Source organism: Stenotrophomonas maltophilia, assembly GCF_004920835.1.
GTDB lineage: Bacteria > Pseudomonadota > Gammaproteobacteria > Xanthomonadales > Xanthomonadaceae > Stenotrophomonas > Stenotrophomonas maltophilia_AQ.
The window spans coordinates 71,170-87,639 of the sequence record NZ_QFHO01000003.1 but is presented as its reverse complement, the minus strand read 5'-3'; the positions used below and the strand labels follow the sequence as shown (position 1 = coordinate 87,639).

Sequence of the window (16,470 nt, the reverse complement as noted above, 5' to 3'; positions counted from 1 at the left end):
ATTGTATAGACATATAAGCACAGCTGCGTTGTGGATGCCATGCACGTCGATACCCTCTGGTCCAACGTCCACCTGATGACCCTCGATGGCGAGGGCCTGGGTGTCCTGCGCGATGGAGTACTGGCCGCCACCGATGGCCGCATCGTGCATGTCGGCCCCGCCGGCAGCGATGCCCAACTGCAGCCGACCACCCGCATCGACGGCGAAGGCCGATGGATCTCGCCTGGTCTGATCGATTGCCACACCCACCTGGTCTACGCCGGCAACCGCGCCAACGAATTCGAGCAGCGCCTGCAGGGCGTGAGCTATGCCGAGATCGCCCGTGCTGGTGGCGGTATCGTCTCTACGGTGCGCGCCACCCGTGCTGCCTCGCCAGAGCAGTTGGCACGCGAGAGCCGGCCGCGCCTGCTGGCGATGCGCGCCGAAGGCGTAACCACCATCGAGATCAAGTCCGGCTACGGCCTGACCCTGCAGGACGAGCGCAAGCAGTTGCAGGTGGCACGAGCGCTGGGCGAGGAATGCCGGGTGAACGTGGTGCCGACCTTCCTCGGTGCGCACGCGGTGCCGCCCGGTCGCGAGGCGCAGGAATACATCGATGAAGTATGCGAGGTGATGATTCCGGCCATCGCTGCAGAAGGCCTGGCCGAGGCCGTGGACATCTTCTGCGAGAACATCGCGTTCTCGCCGGCGCAGGCCCGTCAGGTATTCGACGCTGCGCGTGCGCATGGGCTGGCGATCAAGATCCATGCCGAACAGCTGAGCAACCAGCATGGCGCCGAACTGGCGGCCGGTTTCGGTGCGCTGTCGGCCGACCATATCGAACACCTGGACGACGCCGGCATTGCCGCGATGGCCGCCGCCGGTACCGTCGCCGTACTGCTGCCGGGCGCGTTCTACTTCACCCGCGACACCACCCTGCCGCCGATCGCCGCGCTGCGTGCGGCCGGCGTGCCGCTGGCGCTGGCCACCGACAGCAACCCGGGCACCTCTCCGCTGACCAGTCCGCTGCTGACGATGAACATGGGCGCCACCCTGTTCCGCCTGACCGTGGACGAATGCATCGCCGGCTTCACCCGTGAAGCAGCGCGCGCACTGGGCCGTGGCGATCGCATCGGTCGCCTCGCCATCGGCATGAACTGCGACCTGGCGATCTGGGACATCGACGCCCCCGCCGACCTGGTCTATCGCATTGGATTCAACCCGCTGCACGCGCGCGTGGTGCGCGGACAGCCCGACCTGCCTGCCTCCTGGAGCAACACATGAGCAACACCCTGGTTCTTCGCCCCGGCCATGTCACCCTCGCCCAGTGGCGGCAGGCCTATCGCGGTGCACCGCTTGCACTGGACCCGGCCGCGCTGCCGGCCGTGCGTGCCAGTGCCGCGACCGTGGCTGCCATCGTCGCCAAGGGCGCGCCGGTGTATGGCATCAACACCGGCTTCGGCAAGCTGGCCAGCGTGCGCATCGAGCGCGAAGACCTGGCCACCCTGCAGCGGAACATCGTGCTCTCGCATGCCGCCGGCGTGGGCGAGCCGATGCCGGCCAACGTGGTGCGGCTGATGATGGCGCTGAAGCTGGTGAGCCTGGCCCAGGGCGCTTCGGGCGTGCGCGAGGAGACCCTGCTGTTGCTGGAAGCGATGCTGGTCAAGGACGTGCTGCCGGTAGTGCCCGCACAGGGCTCGGTCGGTGCCTCCGGCGATCTGGCGCCGCTCTCGCACCTGGCCAGCGTGATGCTGGGCGTGGGCGAAGCCTTCATCGGAGACGAACGCCTGCCGGCGATCGATGCACTGTCACGTGCTGGCCTGCAGCCCATCGAGCTGGGTGCGAAGGAAGGCCTGGCGCTGCTCAACGGCACCCAGTTCTCCACCGCCTATGCGCTGGCCGGTCTGTTCGAGATCGAGACTGTATTCCAGGCCGCACTGGTCACCGGCGCGCTGTCGGTGGAAGCGGCCAAGGGCTCGGATACGCCGTTCGATCCGCGTATCCATGCGCTGCGTGGGCAGCGCGGTCAGATCGCAACCGCTGCCACCCTGCGCAGCTTGATGCTGGACTCGGGCATCCGCGAATCGCACCGCGACAACGACGTGCGCGTGCAGGACCCGTACTGCCTGCGCTGCCAGCCACAGGTGATGGGCGCGGCACTGGACATCCTGCGCCAGGCAGCGACCACGCTGGAAATCGAAGCCAACGGCGTCTCCGACAATCCGCTGGTATTCACCGAGACCGGTGAAGCGCTGTCCGGTGGCAATTTCCACGCCGAGCCGGTGGCCTTCGCCGCCGACATGCTGGCGATGGCGGTGTGCGAGATCGGTTCGATCAGCGAGCGCCGCCTGGCGATGCTGGTGGACCCGGCGCTGTCCGGTCTGCCTGCGTTCCTGACCCCGCGCCCGGGCCTGAATTCCGGCTTCATGATTCCGCAGGTGACCGCCGCTGCGCTGGTCTCGGAAAACAAGCAGCGCGCCTACCCGGCCAGTGTTGATTCGATCCCGACCTCGGCCAACCAGGAAGACCATGTGTCGATGGCCGCGCACGGTGCGCGCCGCCTGATGCAGATGGCCGAGAACGCCGCCAACGTGATCGGCATCGAGCTGCTGGCCGCCGCGCAGGGCTGCGACTTCCACGCGCCGCTGCGCTCCAGCGCCGCGCTGGAAACCGTGCGCGCCACCCTGCGTGCGCAGGTACCGACGCTGGAAGAAGACCGCTACTTCCATCCTGACATGGTGACCGCCACCAACCTGGTGCGCAGCGGCGCGCTGGCGCAGGGCTTGTCCGATCTGTTGCCAACCGTGGAGCCCCAGGCATGAATGCCCGCCCTGAATGGCTGACGGTGCACGAAGGTGATGCCCCGTTGATCGTCAGCTTTCCGCATACCGGCAGCGAGCTGCCGCACGACCTGATCGGCGACTACCACTCGCCGTGGCTGGCCCGCCGCGATGCCGACTGGTGGGTACATGACCTGTATGACTTCGCGCGCGGCATGGGCGCGACTACCGTGCGTTCGGCGATCTCGCGTTCGGTGATCGATCTCAACCGCGATCCCAGCGGCGTGTCGCTGTACCCCGGCCAGAACACCACCGGCCTGTGCCCGCTGACCACCTTCGACAACCAGCCGCTGTATCACGCCGGCCGCGAGCCGGACGAAGCAGAAATTACTCGCCGTCGTGATACCTATTTCCTGCCCTACCACGATGCATTGGCCACGCAGATTACGCGCCTGCGTGCTCGCCATGGCACCGTGGTGGTGTACGACGCGCACTCGATCCGCTCGCATATCCCGCACCTGTTCGAGGGTGAGCTGCCGCAGTTCAATCTCGGCACCGCTGGTCCCTCCGGTGCTCCGGATACGTCTTGCGACAACGCTCTGAGCGACGTAGTGGAAAACCTGCTGAAGATCAGTGGCATGAGCCAGGTGCGCAACGGCCGCTTCAAGGGTGGCTGGATCACCCGCCACTACAGCAACATCGCCGGCGGTGTGCACAGCCTGCAGATGGAGCTGGCCTGCCGTGGCTACATGCACGAACCCCTGCCCGACCAGGTGGACGAGCACAGCTGGCCCACCCCGCTCGACCCCGACCACGCTGCACCGCTGCGCCACACTCTGGCGCAGGTGCTCAACGCCTGCCTTGAATTCGCTACGAACCGGAGCGCCGCATGACCCGCAACGACCCGTCCCGCACCATCGCCGCGCCGACCGGCACCACGCTCAACGCCAAGAGCTGGCTGACCGAAGCGCCGTTGCGCATGCTCATGAACAACCTGCACCCGGACGTGGCCGAGCGCCCGCAGGAACTGGTGGTGTACGGCGGTATCGGCCGCGCTGCGCGCGACTGGGAGAGCTTTGATGCCATCGTCGAAACGCTCAAGCGCCTGGACGATGACCAGACCCTGCTGGTGCAGTCAGGCAAGCCGGTGGGCGTGTTCCGCACCCACGCCGATGCGCCGCGCGTGCTGATCGCCAATTCCAACCTGGTGCCGCGCTGGGCCAACTGGGACCACTTCAACGAACTGGATAAGAAGGGCCTGGCCATGTACGGCCAGATGACCGCCGGCAGCTGGATCTACATCGGCGCGCAGGGCATCGTGCAGGGCACCTACGAGACCTTCGTGGAAATGGGCCGCCAGCACTACAACGGCAGCCTGGCTGGCAAGTGGCTGTTCACTGGCGGTCTGGGTGGCATGGGTGGCGCGCAGCCGCTGGCCGCAGTGATGGCCGGCGCCTCCTGCCTGGCAGTGGAATGCCGCAAGAGCAGCATCGAAATGCGCCTGCGTACCGGCTACCTGGATACCTGGACCGACAACCTGGACGAAGCACTGCGCCTGATCGACGAGTCGTGCAAGGCTGGCACGCCGAAGTCGGTGGGATTGCTGGGCAATGTGGCCGACGTGCTGGCCGAACTGCTCAAGCGCGGCGTGAAGCCGGACCTGCTGACCGACCAGACCTCCGCGCACGACCCGGTGAACGGCTACCTGCCGCAGGGCTGGACGGTCGAGCAGTGGGATGAGAAGCGCGTTTCCGCCCCCAAGGAAGTGGAAAAGGCCGCGCGCGCGTCGATGGCCAACCATATCCGCGCCATGCTCGGCTTCCACGCGCTGGGCGTGCCGACCGTGGACTACGGCAACAACCTGCGGCAGATGGCGCTGGAAGAAGGCGTGACCAATGCCTTCGACTTTCCCGGTTTCGTGCCGGCCTACATCCGCCCGCTGTTCTGCCGTGGCATCGGCCCGTTCCGTTGGGCGGCACTGAGCGGCGATCCGGAAGACATCGCCAAGACCGACGCCAAGGTGAAGGAACTGATTCCGGACAACCCGCACCTGCACCGCTGGCTCGACATGGCCGCCGAGAAGATCAAGTTCCAGGGCCTGCCGGCGCGCATCTGCTGGGTGGGCCTGGGTGACCGCGATCGTCTGGGTCTGGCCTTCAACGAAATGGTCGCCAATGGTGAATTGAAGGCGCCGGTGGTGATCGGCCGTGACCACCTGGACAGCGGCAGCGTCGCCTCGCCGAACCGCGAAACCGAAGCGATGGCCGACGGCTCCGATGCGGTCTCCGACTGGCCGCTGCTGAACGCCCTGCTCAACACCGCCAGCGGCGCGACCTGGGTGTCGCTGCACCACGGTGGCGGCGTCGGCATGGGCTTCTCGCAGCACGCCGGCATGGTGATCGTCTGCGACGGCACCGAAGCGGCTGCGAAGCGTATTGGACGTGTGCTGTGGAACGACCCGGCCACCGGCGTGATGCGCCATGCTGACGCGGGCTATGAGATCGCAATCGACTGCGCGAAGGAAAAGGGACTGGATCTGCCGGGGATTCTCGGCTGATCGCGGCGTTGCCGGCCAGCGGCCGGCACTACCGGAAATACAGGGTAGTGCCGGCCGCTGGCCGGCTCTCCCTGATGCGGGAATCGGTGCCCTTGACCCGGCCTTCCGCCGTGACCAACATGCGCCATCACCGCTGACGGATCACCGCGATGTACCGCACCCTTGCAGCTGCATTGCTCTGTGCCCTGGCCATCGCCCTGCCCGCCTCGGCACGTGACGTCCCCACCGCTCTCTCTACTCAGCTCGACGCCCAACTTCAGAGCAACCGCGGGCGCTACGGTATCGCCGGCCAGGCAGTGCTGGTCGCACACAACGGCAAGGTGCTTTACCAAGGCGCCAGCGGCGAACGCGATCCCGCTGCCCATGCACCCGCCACCGTCGATACCATCTTCGCCGCGCAGTCGATGGCCAAGCTGCTGACCAGCTCGCTGGTGATGCAGCTGGTAGACCAGGGGAAGGTGGATCTGGATGCACCCGCCGGCCGCTACGTGCCTGACCTGCCCGCAGCCTGGCAGGCGATCCACGTGCGCGATTTCCTCAACCATAGCTCCGGCATCGCCGAGTACTACGACCGGGTGGACAACCGCTGGGTGAGCAAGGGCTACACCGGTGTGGCGCCCGATCTTGCCGCTGCGCTGAAGGTGGCTGCGGCGGCGCCGATGCAGTTCGCCACCGGCAGCCGCGTGCAGTACACGCAGGCCAACTACCTGGTGCTGACGGCGTTGCTGGAAGCACACTATCGCAAGCCTTACCCAGCCATCGCACGCGAACGCATCCTGCTGCCATTGAAGATGACCAGCACCTCGTGGGGCGTCGCCAGCGTGCCATCCCAACGCGCGGCGGTGCCGTACATCGGCAAAGACGGCGCATTGCAGCCGGCCAATGAAGATCCCTGGCCGGACTACGGCTGGGGCCATGCCGACCTGCAGACCACCGTGGGCGACATGAACCGTTTCCTGCAGGCGCTGGCGACCGGCAAGCTGCTGCGCACGGCGACCCTGGAAAAACTCTGGCAGCCGCAGAAACTGAGCGGTGGCGGCAGCAATTTCTTCTCCACCGGTTGGGACACCACCCGCAGCGACGGCTACACCCAGGTTGGTCACGATGGCGGTACCCGTGTACGTGCGCGGCTGGCCTACAAGGGCTCGCTGGCCAGCGGTTACTGGGTGTTCGTGTACCTGACCAACGGCAGCGCACGCAATGTCTGGTCGAGCACGCTGGTGGAGAGCACGATGGCGGTCGCCGCACCGCGGGAGTTCCCGCATGCGGTGCTGTCCGAGCGGCTGATCGCGTATGCGCTGGATGACAGTGACGATGCGGCCGAAGCAGTGCATCGCTGGCTGCGCGACAGCAATAAGGTTGCTGCCAGCGAACTGGAGCGCGCGATCAATGCCGATGCGTACGCGGTCCGCGAAAGCCTCGGGGCACGCAAGGCGGTGAAGGTGTTCGCTCTCAATACCAAGCTGTATCCGAATTCGGCCAATGCGTGGGACAGCCTCGCGGAATGCCACGCCGCGCTGGGTGAGAAGGAAACGGCTGACCGGCTGTATGCCAAGGCCAAAGCGCTGGCCAAGCCCTCGCCGTAACCTTCTGTAGAGCCGGTCCAATGCTCGGCTGCTCTTCGCTTCGAGCGAAGGAAACCCGCCCTGCGCGCGATAGCCGAGCATGGGCTCGGCTCTACATGGATGCTGCGGATAGCCCATACGCCGCCGATGGGTGACGTGGCGCCCCCGACCTGTTAACTTGCGCGCCACTTTCGTGGTTTACAGCATTCCCGCATGTCGCTCTCGTCGTACCGTCCCACCCCGTCGCTGTTGTTCCTGGCCGTTTCCCTTGGCCTTACCTCCACTGCCGCAGCCGCTCCGCAGGCCACCACTCTGGATGCCGTGCAGGTCACCGCTGCTGCCGATGCCAGCGCGCAGGCGCGCGAGGCGCTGAAGCGCGTACCCGGCGCCAGCAACGTCATCGACGTCGCCAAGGCCGACAGCCGACTGTCCAGCAGTGCCGATGTGCTGGCCTACCAGCCGGGCATCAGCGCACAGTCGCCGGGCAACGAAGGCACCAAGGTGTCGATCCGTGGCTCGGGCATCAACCGGGGCCCGGGTGCGCACGCCTCGGGCATCGCTGTGTCGATCGACGGTCTGCCGCTGACCGGCCCGGGTGGTACGCCCTATGAGCTGCTGGAACCGCTGTGGCTGTCGCGTGTGGAAGTCCTGCGCGGCGCCAACGGCTTCGAGCGCGGCGCGCTGGCGCTGGGCGGTGCCATCGATTACGTCAGCCGCAGCGGCCGTGATTCGGCCGGCGTGCAGCTGCACTACGAAGCCGGCAGCCGTGGCTACCAGAAGCGCGGCATCAGCTGGGGCGGCGTCAATGGTGATGTCGATTACTTCCTGGCCTACACCGATACCGAGTTCGATGGTTATCAGCGCCATGCGCGCGGCGACGGCAAGGGCGCGATGGCCAACATCGGCTGGCAGATCACGCCCGATCTGCAGACGCGCTTCTTCGTGCGCTACCGCGAGACCAATCACGAAACGCCCGGTCGCCTGACCCGCGATCAGATCCGCAACGACCCACGTGCCGCGAATGCGGCCAACCTGGCCATCGATGCGCGCCGCCCGCAGCGCGGCAGCACGTGGGTGGGCAACGTCACCACGCTGCAGATCGATGAGGATTCTTCGCTGCAGGCGGGACTGGTCTATCACAAGTACCCGATGGACTTGAACGAGAGCCTGTACCGCCAGCAGCTGGACTACGCCAACCTCAACGCCACGCTGGACTACCGCCACCGGCACCGACTGTTCGGCCTGGACAGCGAAACCACGGTCGGCCTGCGCGTCACCCATGACCTGGATGCCGATGTGCGCGAGTCGCTGCGTTTTGCCAGCAACGGCTATGCCGCCGGCACGCGCACGCGTGACTTCCGCCACCACGGCACCGACAGCACGCTGCACGTCGGCAATATCCTCACCTTCAATGACCGCCTGCGCATGCAGACCGGGCTGGCACTGATCAACACCCGTCGCGATGTGCAGGTGACCTGGCCAAGCAGCGGCGGCCGCCTGCGCGACCACGACTGGGACTACGCACCGCGACTGGGCTTCACCTGGCAGCACAGCACGCAGACCCAGTGGTTCGGCAACCTCAGCCGCTCGGTGGAGGCGCCGCATCCGTGGTCGATGATCTGGGGCTCCAACCAGTACTTCGGGCCGGGCAATGGCCCGTCCACCGGGCGCCAGCGCGCGCCGGTGCCGATGCAGAACCAGACCGCCACCACGCTGGAACTGGGCGCGCGCGGTGACGCGGCGCTGGGTCGCTGGGAACTAACCGGCTACTACGCGCACGTGAACCACGAACTGCTGAGCGTCGAGCTGCAGCCGGTGCCGAACCTGTTCATCGCCGAGAACAACGCCAGCCCCACCGTGCACCGTGGCATCGAAGCCGGGTTGGACAGCACGCTGTGGCAGGCAGCGCCCGGCCGCCTGTCGCTGCGCCAGGCGTATACCTTCAGCGACTTCCGTTACCGCCACGATGCGCGTTTCGGCAGCAACCGCCTGCCCGGCCTGCCGCGCCACGCCTACCAGGCCGAGCTGCGCTTCGATCACGCATCCGGCCTGTACGCCGCCCTCAACACCGAATACGCCTCGCGCATCGCGGTGGACTACGCCAACAGCTACTGGGCTGACAGCCATGTGATCTTCGGCAGCCGCATCGGCTACGACGCACCCGGCGGTCGCTGGCAGGCCTGGGCGGAGATGCGCAACATCGGCAACCGCCACTACGCCGCCACGGTCACGCCAGGCTACAACGATGCCGGCAAGGATATTGCTCGCTCGACGCCGGGCGAAGGCCGTGGCATCTACGCTGGTGTGCGTTTGCGCTTTGACTGATGACCGCAGGCGGCGCCGGGTGTGATCCAGCGCCGCCGTTTCAATGTCAGCTGATGCGCCACGCCGGCAGGCGCTCGCTGCGTTTCCAGATGGAAGGCGCGAAGCCGATCAGCACCATCGCCGCCAACCACTTCGGTGAGGTAGTGAGCAGTGTCGATGTGAGCGAGCCATCGACGGGGGCGGCCATTTCCTGCCACGGGTTGTAGCCCAGGTAGACGACGCTGCCAGCCCACCACAGCAACGCCACACCGACACCCACCAGCAACAGGGCCAGCGTGCGGCAGGTCCATCGTTGCGAGGTGGTGCCCCATTCGCGGGATACCGCCACCAGCAGGCCCACCACCAGCAGCGAAATCAGGGCCACCAGGCCGATATCGACCTTGGGCCCAATACGCTCATAAGTGCAGGCGCGGCATTGCGCCTCTTCCGCGGCAGTAGCGGCTTCGGCGGTATCGGCCTGCCCGGCTGCGGGCTGCGCCAGTGCTGCAAACGGCATCAGTACCGCCAGCAGCGTCGCCATGATCCAACGAAACAACGTCCTGTTCCTGCGTGCAGCGACATCCATGCGCTCTTCCTCGTCAGTGGTTGTACGTCCAGGGCCGCAGTATGCGGCCGTCCCATACGCCGCCCAGACCTCGTTCCGGGGGGGCGGCCATCCAGCGTTCTTGTTCGCGATGCAGTACAACAAGCTCCCGGTAGACGAAATCGCCGGAACACGAATCCCAGGCGACCGCGATCATAGCCCACTGCCCATCGACGCTGAAAACGGGCCGGGTCAGATAGGCGAAGTGGTCGTATTTCCGAGTCGGCCCATGCACCGTTGCCCTGCACCCCTGCTCCCGCAGCGCTCGAAGCTCCGCGCTGTCCGTCCACTGCGCACCGGCCAATGCGGCTGCAGGCACTGGCGTGGACCGGCGATTGGCAGGAACCAGGTCTGCCTGCAGCTGCAACCGCAGCGCATGGATGTCCGGCGGCCACCGGTCGTCCAGCGGCAGGACCAGATCGTCCACCTCCTGGCAGGCGGAGGCACTGCTGCCCGGCCAGCAATAGGGCAAGGTCTGCTCCATCACGTAGATGTCCTCCCCCACCGGGTCGGTCAACTGCGGCTGCTCCTGCGGGCCCCATCGATCGACGCGCGTGGACGGCGTCTGCGGTGTGGTGGGCACCTCGCTCAGCGACGATGGCAGAACCGTCGGCTGCGGCACCGGCGGGGGTGGAGGGAGGAAGGGCGGCCTCTGCCGGATCGCCAGCGCCATCGCCTCAGCCTGCATCTGCGCGGTTCCCAGGTTGACCGGCGGCGGACCGATTTCCTGCTGCCACCTCGGGCGCAGGCTGCAGATTCCGGCCATGAGAGCCAAAGCCGACAGCGCCGCCGCCAACGATGCAATGCGTCGCCAGGCGATCCGCTGTTGGCAATCACGGTCTGGCATGCACGAGGTGTCCGTCATCACGACTCCGGCAACGCGGGCCACAGGCCGTGTCCAAAGCTCATATGGCGGACAGGCTCCACTCGAACACGCTCCCATCCGTCCTTCCCGCGGTGCAGAAGGTAGAGGTCGCGCATACCCGTTCCTCCACTGCATAGATCCGAGGCGACCGATGCCATTGCCCAGTTCCCGTCCATGCTGAACACAGGACGCTGCAGATAGACGACGCCCAGATCCGGATTGCCCGGGCCACCCGTGCATCCCTCGACGCCGCGTGCGCGCCGTTGCTGAAGCTCGTCCCACGTCATCCGTTGCGCTCGCACATGCGCAAGCTCAAACGCGAGGTCGGGTACGCGTACAGCCCGGCGGTTCGCAACCTGCAGCATCGCCTCCAGATGCTGCTGAAGTTGAATGGACGCCGCACTGTCATCATCGCGCCACTCGACGACGTTGTGACGAACCTGGCAGACCGGGACGGGGTCTCCTTCACCGCAGGAAGGCGCAGTCCATTCCATCACTGCAAATGGCACGTCGGGTTCCCAGCCGGGCGGCTCGAAGTGTGCTGGCGCGACATCTGCCAGCGGCACCTCCGCGGTCGCGAACCCACTGTTGCCGGTCAGCATCGGGGAGGAGACTGCCTTCATTGGAATCGGTAGTCCCGGCGGCTTTCCTGGCGGTGTCGGTCGCAGGTCGATGAGCTCTGCCATCACCTCGGCCTGCATCCGTGCCGTTCCCAGGTTGATCGGAGGCGGGCTGACATCCTGCCGCCACTGCGGGCGCACGCTGGCCATCAGCGCTGCGCCAGCAGCCACGAACAGGACGACCGCTGTCGTCAGGATGCGCTTCCGTGCAATGCGTTGTCGCATCAAGCTCCTCGAAGAAATGAAGCAGGTTGGAATATCGGCCGGGACCTTGGCGCTACAGCGCTTGAATGACCTGCAGCAGGTGGGTCGCTTCTGGCGCCTGCGCCTGCGCAAGCCAACCCAGCACAGCAAAGAACAGCACCAGGCCGAGCAGCGGCCAGATCGTGTGCGTCACGCATACCCGCCACCATCCCTGCTCCTGCATGCCCCGCATGCGCCGGTACAGGCCACCGGCGATGGCGGCGTCCACCAGCAGCTCGGCCATCAGCACCGGCGCCGACCACACCACCCACATGCTCGCCAGCAGGACGGTGGATCATGGAACATGGAAGCTCAAGAACCTGATGCAGCATGCGGACATCCTTGCCGGGCACGCGTGGGCGGTGTTGCGCGGATTCTACCGCGGCCGGAGCCGCTGTCCAGACGACGGGCCGAGGCCATCGATCATCAGCTGCGGTCGATGATCCGCACGATGCGGCCGTCCTCAAAAGCAAACTCGCTGCGTCCCTTCAGAGACAGTTCCGAGCCCGCGCTGGGACCACCGGGAATGTCCTGCGCGAACACGCCACGCCAGCCGATGCTGGCCAGCGCCATGCCATCCTCGAAGGTCAACTCGAGCAACCGCTGTTCGCGCTCACGGAACAACGGCGCCGATTGCCGTGCCAGTTCGCCGAAGGCATCGATGCCTTCGGTGACCATCGTCAGCTGGCCACCGCTATGGTTTTCGAAGCGCACGTTGTGCGCCAGCACCGCCAGCATGGCGTCGATGTCGAAGCGGTTGTAGGCCTGCAGGTAGTGCTCGATCAGGTGGCGGCAGTGCGATTCGTCCATGGCGGCGTCCAGTCAGGGCCTGCGCCGAGTCTCCCGCGACCGTGCCGCCGGATCAAGGCGGCGCGGCGGCCTTCAGCAACTGCGCGGCCACTTGGTCGAACGGGCCGATGTCCTGCAGTGCGCGGCACATCGCCACCGCACCTTCCACGCTGGCAATCACCAGGCTGGCTAGGCCGGCCGCCGCTGCCGGGTTGTGACCTTCGGCGACGAACGCCGCCGCCAGATGGCCCTGCCAGCGCGCGAACACTTCGGCCGCAGCGGCACGCGGCTGGCTGGGCATGGCCTCCACCGGCTCCTCAACCGCAGCGGCCAGCACCGGGCAGCCAGCGCGGAAATCGGTGCGCAGCAGGCGCTCGCGCCACATCGCCAGGAACTGCTGCAGGCCCTGCACTGCGCCGCCCTTCAGCAGCTCCACCAGCAGCGCTTCCACCTTGTCGCCGGCCATATGGGTGGCACGCGCCAGAAGCTCCTGCTTGCCGCCGGGAAAGTGGTGGTAGGTGGAACCCAGCGGCGCTTCGGCCAGCTTGGTCACCTCACGGATGCTGGTGGCATTGAGGCCCACGCGCGCCAGCATCTGTGCCGCAGCATCAATCACGCGTTGAGGCGCATCAGAGGGGCGCGGGCTCACGGCAGGCTCCTTGCCAGGACAGTCGTCATAGATTAGCGTACCGGCGATTCTATAACAGTCGTCATAACCATGAATCTCTGGTTCCGCCTGCTCCACCTGCTGCTGTGCAGCCTGTTCCGGCCCAAGCTGGAGGCCCCGTTCGGGGTCTCGCGGCTGCAGTTCCGGGTACTGCCCAATGACCTGGACAGCAACCTGCACATGACCAACGGCCGCTACTGGAACATCTTCGACCTTGGCCGGCTGGATCTTATCCTGCGCATGGGCCTGGGCCGGGTGGCGCTGCGCGAGAAGTGGGCACCGATCGTCGGCGCGGGCACCATCCAGTTCCGCCGCGAGCTGAAGCCGTTCCAGCGCTTCACCCTGGAAACGCGGCTGGTGGGCTGGGTCGGTTCGCGCGGCATCATGGAGCAGCGCGTAATGATCGGGACCGAGCAGAAGATCGCCACCCGTGCGCTGCTGGTCACCGGCATCTACGACCGTCGCGCGCGGCAGTTCCTGGGCATGCCGAAGATGATGGAAGCAATCGGCGTGGTCGCCCCACCGTCGCCGCCGCTCAGTGCAGCCGCCGAAGCGCTGCTGGCGGCTGATGCCGCGTTGAAGCAGGACGATGCCTGAGGTGCGTCAGCCCACCTTCGGCATGTTCTTGGTCACACAGTGAATGCCACCACCGCCGCCAGCAATCGCGTCGATGTCCACCTGCTCGATCGCGCGGCCGGGATACATGCCTTCCAGTAGTTCACGGCAGAATCCATCGGCTGCGTCGTCACCGAACTGCGGCGCGACCACCGCGCCGTTGATCGGCAGGTAGTTGATATAGCCCATCGCCAGATCGGCGTTGTCGCGGGTATGCACGTTGTCGCGTCCGTCAAGCGGCGGCGGCAAGGTATGCACCTGCAGGCGACGGCCATCGGCATCGGTGGCCCTACGCAGGATCTGCAGGTGTTCGCGCGTCAAGTCGTAATCGTAGGACTCCGGATCGTTGTCCAGATTGGCGATCACCACGCCCGGGCGTACGAAGCGCGCATAGAAATCCACGTGCGCATCGGTGATGTCCTTGCCGGCGATACCGGGCAGCCAGATCACCTTGCGCACGCCCAGGCGATGTTTCAGCTCGGCCTCGATATCCGCGCGCGACCAGTCCGGATTGCGGTTGCGGTTGACCCAGCAGCTCTCGGTGAGGATCGCCGTGCCATGGCCGTCCACTTCGATACCACCGCCCTCGCCCACCAGATCGCTTTCCAGCAACGTCGCGCCGGTCACCTGCGTCAGCCACGGCGCCACCGCGCCATCGTTGCGCGCGCTCTGCTTGCCACCCCAACCGTTGAAGTTGAAATCGACCAGGCCGAGGCCGCCCGTGTCGTTGGTGACAAAGCAACCACCGTAATCGCGCACCCAGATGTCATCCAAGGGCACTTCCAGGAACTCGATGTTTTCGCGGCCGCAGCGGTCCTTTGCCTGCTTGAGTTGCGCTGGGCGGCACAGCACGCTGACCGGCTGGTGGCGTGCGATGGTGCGGGCCAGCCGCGCCACGGTCGTGTTCACCGCATCGGCCTGCGCGCCCCACACCCGCGGCTGCGCAGCAAAGGCCAGGAACACGCGTTCCTGCGGACCATGTTCATCGGGCATGCGCCAGATGCCTGCGCCCGGCGCAGCCGCAGCCACGCGCCCCGGCAGGCCGGCCATACCCAGAGCGGCCAGGCCACCAAGACCAGCGGCGCCCGCCAGTTGGGTGAGGAAGTGACGACGATTGCTCATGACAGGCTCCAGGCCCGGTGTGGGATGGGCGCTATGCTGCGCTTGCGGACACATAAGAACAAACGATAGATTCAGCCATCAATTGAACAGTTTTACTTAACTGAAATGCTCAAGCACTGGCCACCGCTGAACGCCCTACGGGGTTTCGAGGCTGCCGCCCGGCTGGGCAGCTTCCATCGCGCGGCCGAGGAACTGCACCTGACCCAGTCGGCCATCAGCCAGCAGATCCGGGGCCTGGAAGCGTCGCTGCAGCAGCCGTTGTTCTTCCGGCAGGGCCGCAGCGTCACCCTCACCGACGCCGGCATCGACCTGCTGGAAACCACTCAATCCCTGCTGCGGCAGCTGGCCAGCGGCATCCGCCGGCTCGATCAGTACCGCAAGCCCAATCAACTGATCGTCAACACCAGCCCGGCCTTTGCCCGGCATTGGCTGGTGCCGCGCCTGGCCAGCTTCCACCGCCTGCACCCCGACGCCGACCTGTGGTTGCTGACCAGCGAAGAAGCACCGGACATGACCACGCAGACGTTGGACGTGGCGGTACGCGATGACCTCGACTCACAGGCGCAGTGCCAGCATCGCGTGCTGCTGCAGGACCGCCTCTATCCGGCCTGCCATCCCAACCTGCTGGCCACGCCCGTGCACGAACGCCTCACCCTGCATGGCGAACGTGAGATGGACTGGAGCCAATGGCAGGTGCAGGGTGGCGCCGATGTCGGCCAGCGCCGCGAGGGCATGAACTTCTCCGAGCCCGGGCAACTACTGGATGCCGCGTGCCAAGGGCTGGGTATCGCCTTGGTCAGCGAGCTGCTGGCAGCCCGCGCCTGCGAACAAGGCCTGCTGCAAGCCCTGGATGAGGCACGCGTGCGCGGCCCGCGCTGGAGCTGGCTGGTGCACCAGGACAGCACGGCAGATCCGCTGGTGATCAGTTTCTGCGAGTGGTTGCTGGCGAGTCTGCCCGCGGGAGCTACTTCCGCTGCAGTGCGTGTTTGACCGCCGCCTCAGCCAGCGGCGCCATCACCGCATAGCCCTTCGCGGTGGGATGCACACCGTCGTCGGCCAGCTGCGGATCCAGTCCACCGGCCTTATTGGCCATCGGCGTGTAGTAGTCCAGATAGACCATCTGTTGTGCATCGGCATAGCGCTTCAATGCCGTGTTCAATGCACGCACCTTGGGCGCAGGTGCCGTGCCCGGCAGCCACGGGTAGTCGCTGACCGGCAGCACTGATGCCAGCACCACGGCGATGCCGTGTGCACGGGCGAGGTCCACCATCGCGTACAGGTTGTCTTCGATCATCGCCTGCGTGGACGGGCCGGTGTTGCCGGCGATGTCGTTGGTGCCGGCCAGGATCACCACCACCTGTGGCTTCAGCGCCAGCACGTCCTGCGGGAAGCGCACCAGCATCTGCGCCGTGGTCTGGCCGCTGATGCCACGATTGAGCCAGCCCTTGCCGGGGAAGAAACCGGCACTGCCTTCCCTTCCCCAGCCTTCGGTGATGGAGTCGCCGAAGAACACCACGCGCGGCTGGCCCGGCACTGCCGCAGGCAGTTGCGCGTTGGCATCACGATAGCGTTGCAGCTCCGGCCAATCGGCCAGGCGCTGCTGCATGAAGCGCACTTCGTCGGGACGAAGCTGGTCAATGGGCGTCCGCAGCAGCGGATTGACCGCACTCGTTTCAGCGTCCACGGCCGCAGCAGTCAAGGCGATCCCAAGGACCATGGCGGCAACGCTGGCAAGCACAACAGGAATACGCATGGGGCTC

The 16,470-nt window shown here is 66.4% G+C and carries 15 protein-coding genes and 1 pseudogene; 8 read left to right on the top strand and 8 right to left on the bottom strand.

The genetic code is table 11. From position 1 onward, the window contains the following. Positions 1 to 39: 39 nt before the first annotated feature. The 6 genes from hutI to DI041_RS03275 all read left to right on the top strand — a co-directional run bounded on the left by hutI (position 40) and on the right by DI041_RS03275 (position 9,206). Positions 40 to 1,263, top strand: coding sequence for an imidazolonepropionase (gene hutI / locus DI041_RS03300; protein ID WP_136638234.1), 1,224 nt, complete (start codon positions 40 to 42; stop codon positions 1,261 to 1,263). Continuing rightward, on the top strand, positions 1,260 to 2,801 hold the full coding sequence (gene hutH / locus DI041_RS03295) for a histidine ammonia-lyase (protein WP_136638235.1): 1,542 nt from the start codon (positions 1,260 to 1,262) through the stop codon (positions 2,799 to 2,801). The genes hutI and hutH overlap by 4 nt, the downstream gene beginning before the upstream one ends. Next, complete coding sequence (gene hutG / locus DI041_RS03290; RefSeq protein WP_046986813.1) at positions 2,798 to 3,652, top strand: N-formylglutamate deformylase; 855 nt, start codon at positions 2,798 to 2,800, stop codon at positions 3,650 to 3,652. Before hutH ends, hutG begins: the two co-directional genes overlap by 4 nt. Continuing rightward, on the top strand, positions 3,649 to 5,316 hold the full coding sequence (hutU, locus tag DI041_RS03285) for a urocanate hydratase (RefSeq protein WP_046986812.1): 1,668 nt from the start codon (positions 3,649 to 3,651) through the stop codon (positions 5,314 to 5,316). The genes hutG and hutU overlap by 4 nt, the downstream gene beginning before the upstream one ends. A gap of 149 nt (positions 5,317 to 5,465) precedes the next feature. Beyond that, positions 5,466 to 6,902, top strand: coding sequence for a serine hydrolase (locus DI041_RS03280; protein ID WP_136638236.1), 1,437 nt, complete (start codon positions 5,466 to 5,468; stop codon positions 6,900 to 6,902). 192 nt (positions 6,903 to 7,094) lie between these two features. Further along, positions 7,095 to 9,206, top strand: coding sequence for a TonB-dependent receptor family protein (locus tag DI041_RS03275; RefSeq protein ID WP_136638237.1), 2,112 nt, complete (start codon positions 7,095 to 7,097; stop codon positions 9,204 to 9,206). Between the two features lie 46 nt (positions 9,207 to 9,252). Here the strand turns inward: DI041_RS03275 and DI041_RS03270 are convergent, their stop codons facing one another. The 6 genes and pseudogenes from DI041_RS03270 to DI041_RS03245 form a co-directional block, all read right to left on the bottom strand. After that, positions 9,253 to 9,771: a hypothetical protein gene (locus DI041_RS03270; protein WP_136638238.1), complete on the bottom strand. Its 519-nt coding sequence runs from the start codon at positions 9,769 to 9,771 to the stop codon at positions 9,253 to 9,255. Between the two features lie 13 nt (positions 9,772 to 9,784). Further along, the gene (locus DI041_RS03265) at positions 9,785 to 10,654 is read right to left on the bottom strand and encodes a hypothetical protein (protein ID WP_136638239.1); all 870 of its coding nucleotides are present in this window, start codon (positions 10,652 to 10,654) and stop codon (positions 9,785 to 9,787) included. Further along, complete coding sequence (locus tag DI041_RS03260; protein ID WP_136638240.1) at positions 10,654 to 11,499, bottom strand: energy transducer TonB; 846 nt, start codon at positions 11,497 to 11,499, stop codon at positions 10,654 to 10,656. The genes DI041_RS03265 and DI041_RS03260 overlap by 1 nt, the downstream gene beginning before the upstream one ends. Positions 11,500 to 11,551: 52 nt before the next feature. Beyond that, positions 11,552 to 11,812, bottom strand: a pseudogene (locus tag DI041_RS03255) (hypothetical protein); the annotation flags it as partial. A gap of 131 nt (positions 11,813 to 11,943) precedes the next feature. Then, positions 11,944 to 12,327, bottom strand: coding sequence for a nuclear transport factor 2 family protein (locus tag DI041_RS03250; RefSeq protein WP_097049535.1), 384 nt, complete (start codon positions 12,325 to 12,327; stop codon positions 11,944 to 11,946). 52 nt (positions 12,328 to 12,379) lie between these two features. Beyond that, the gene (locus DI041_RS03245) at positions 12,380 to 12,955 is read right to left on the bottom strand and encodes a TetR/AcrR family transcriptional regulator (RefSeq protein WP_088026467.1); all 576 of its coding nucleotides are present in this window, start codon (positions 12,953 to 12,955) and stop codon (positions 12,380 to 12,382) included. 69 nt (positions 12,956 to 13,024) lie between these two features. Between DI041_RS03245 and DI041_RS03240 the strand changes: the two genes are divergently transcribed. Then, positions 13,025 to 13,570 carry a thioesterase family protein gene (locus DI041_RS03240; protein ID WP_046986807.1) on the top strand — a complete coding sequence of 182 codons (546 nt, stop codon included), beginning with the start codon at positions 13,025 to 13,027 and terminating at the stop codon, positions 13,568 to 13,570. Positions 13,571 to 13,576: 6 nt separating this feature from the next. On the opposite strand, the gene DI041_RS03235 is transcribed toward DI041_RS03240, so the two are convergent. Continuing rightward, entirely contained in the window at positions 13,577 to 14,710 is a 1,134-nt protein-coding gene (locus DI041_RS03235) for an agmatine deiminase family protein (RefSeq protein WP_136638241.1), read from the bottom strand. 105 nt (positions 14,711 to 14,815) lie between these two features. On the opposite strand from DI041_RS03235, the gene DI041_RS03230 reads away from it, so the two are divergent. After that, the gene (locus tag DI041_RS03230) at positions 14,816 to 15,700 is read left to right on the top strand and encodes a LysR family transcriptional regulator (RefSeq protein WP_136638242.1); all 885 of its coding nucleotides are present in this window, start codon (positions 14,816 to 14,818) and stop codon (positions 15,698 to 15,700) included. Here DI041_RS03230 and DI041_RS03225 read toward each other — a convergent pair. Then, positions 15,675 to 16,463 (bottom strand): SGNH/GDSL hydrolase family protein, encoded by a 789-nt coding sequence (locus DI041_RS03225; protein ID WP_136638243.1) that lies wholly within the window; start codon positions 16,461 to 16,463, stop codon positions 15,675 to 15,677. The two genes, DI041_RS03230 and DI041_RS03225, sit on opposite strands and share 26 nt — an antisense overlap. Positions 16,464 to 16,470: the final 7 nt, after the last annotated feature.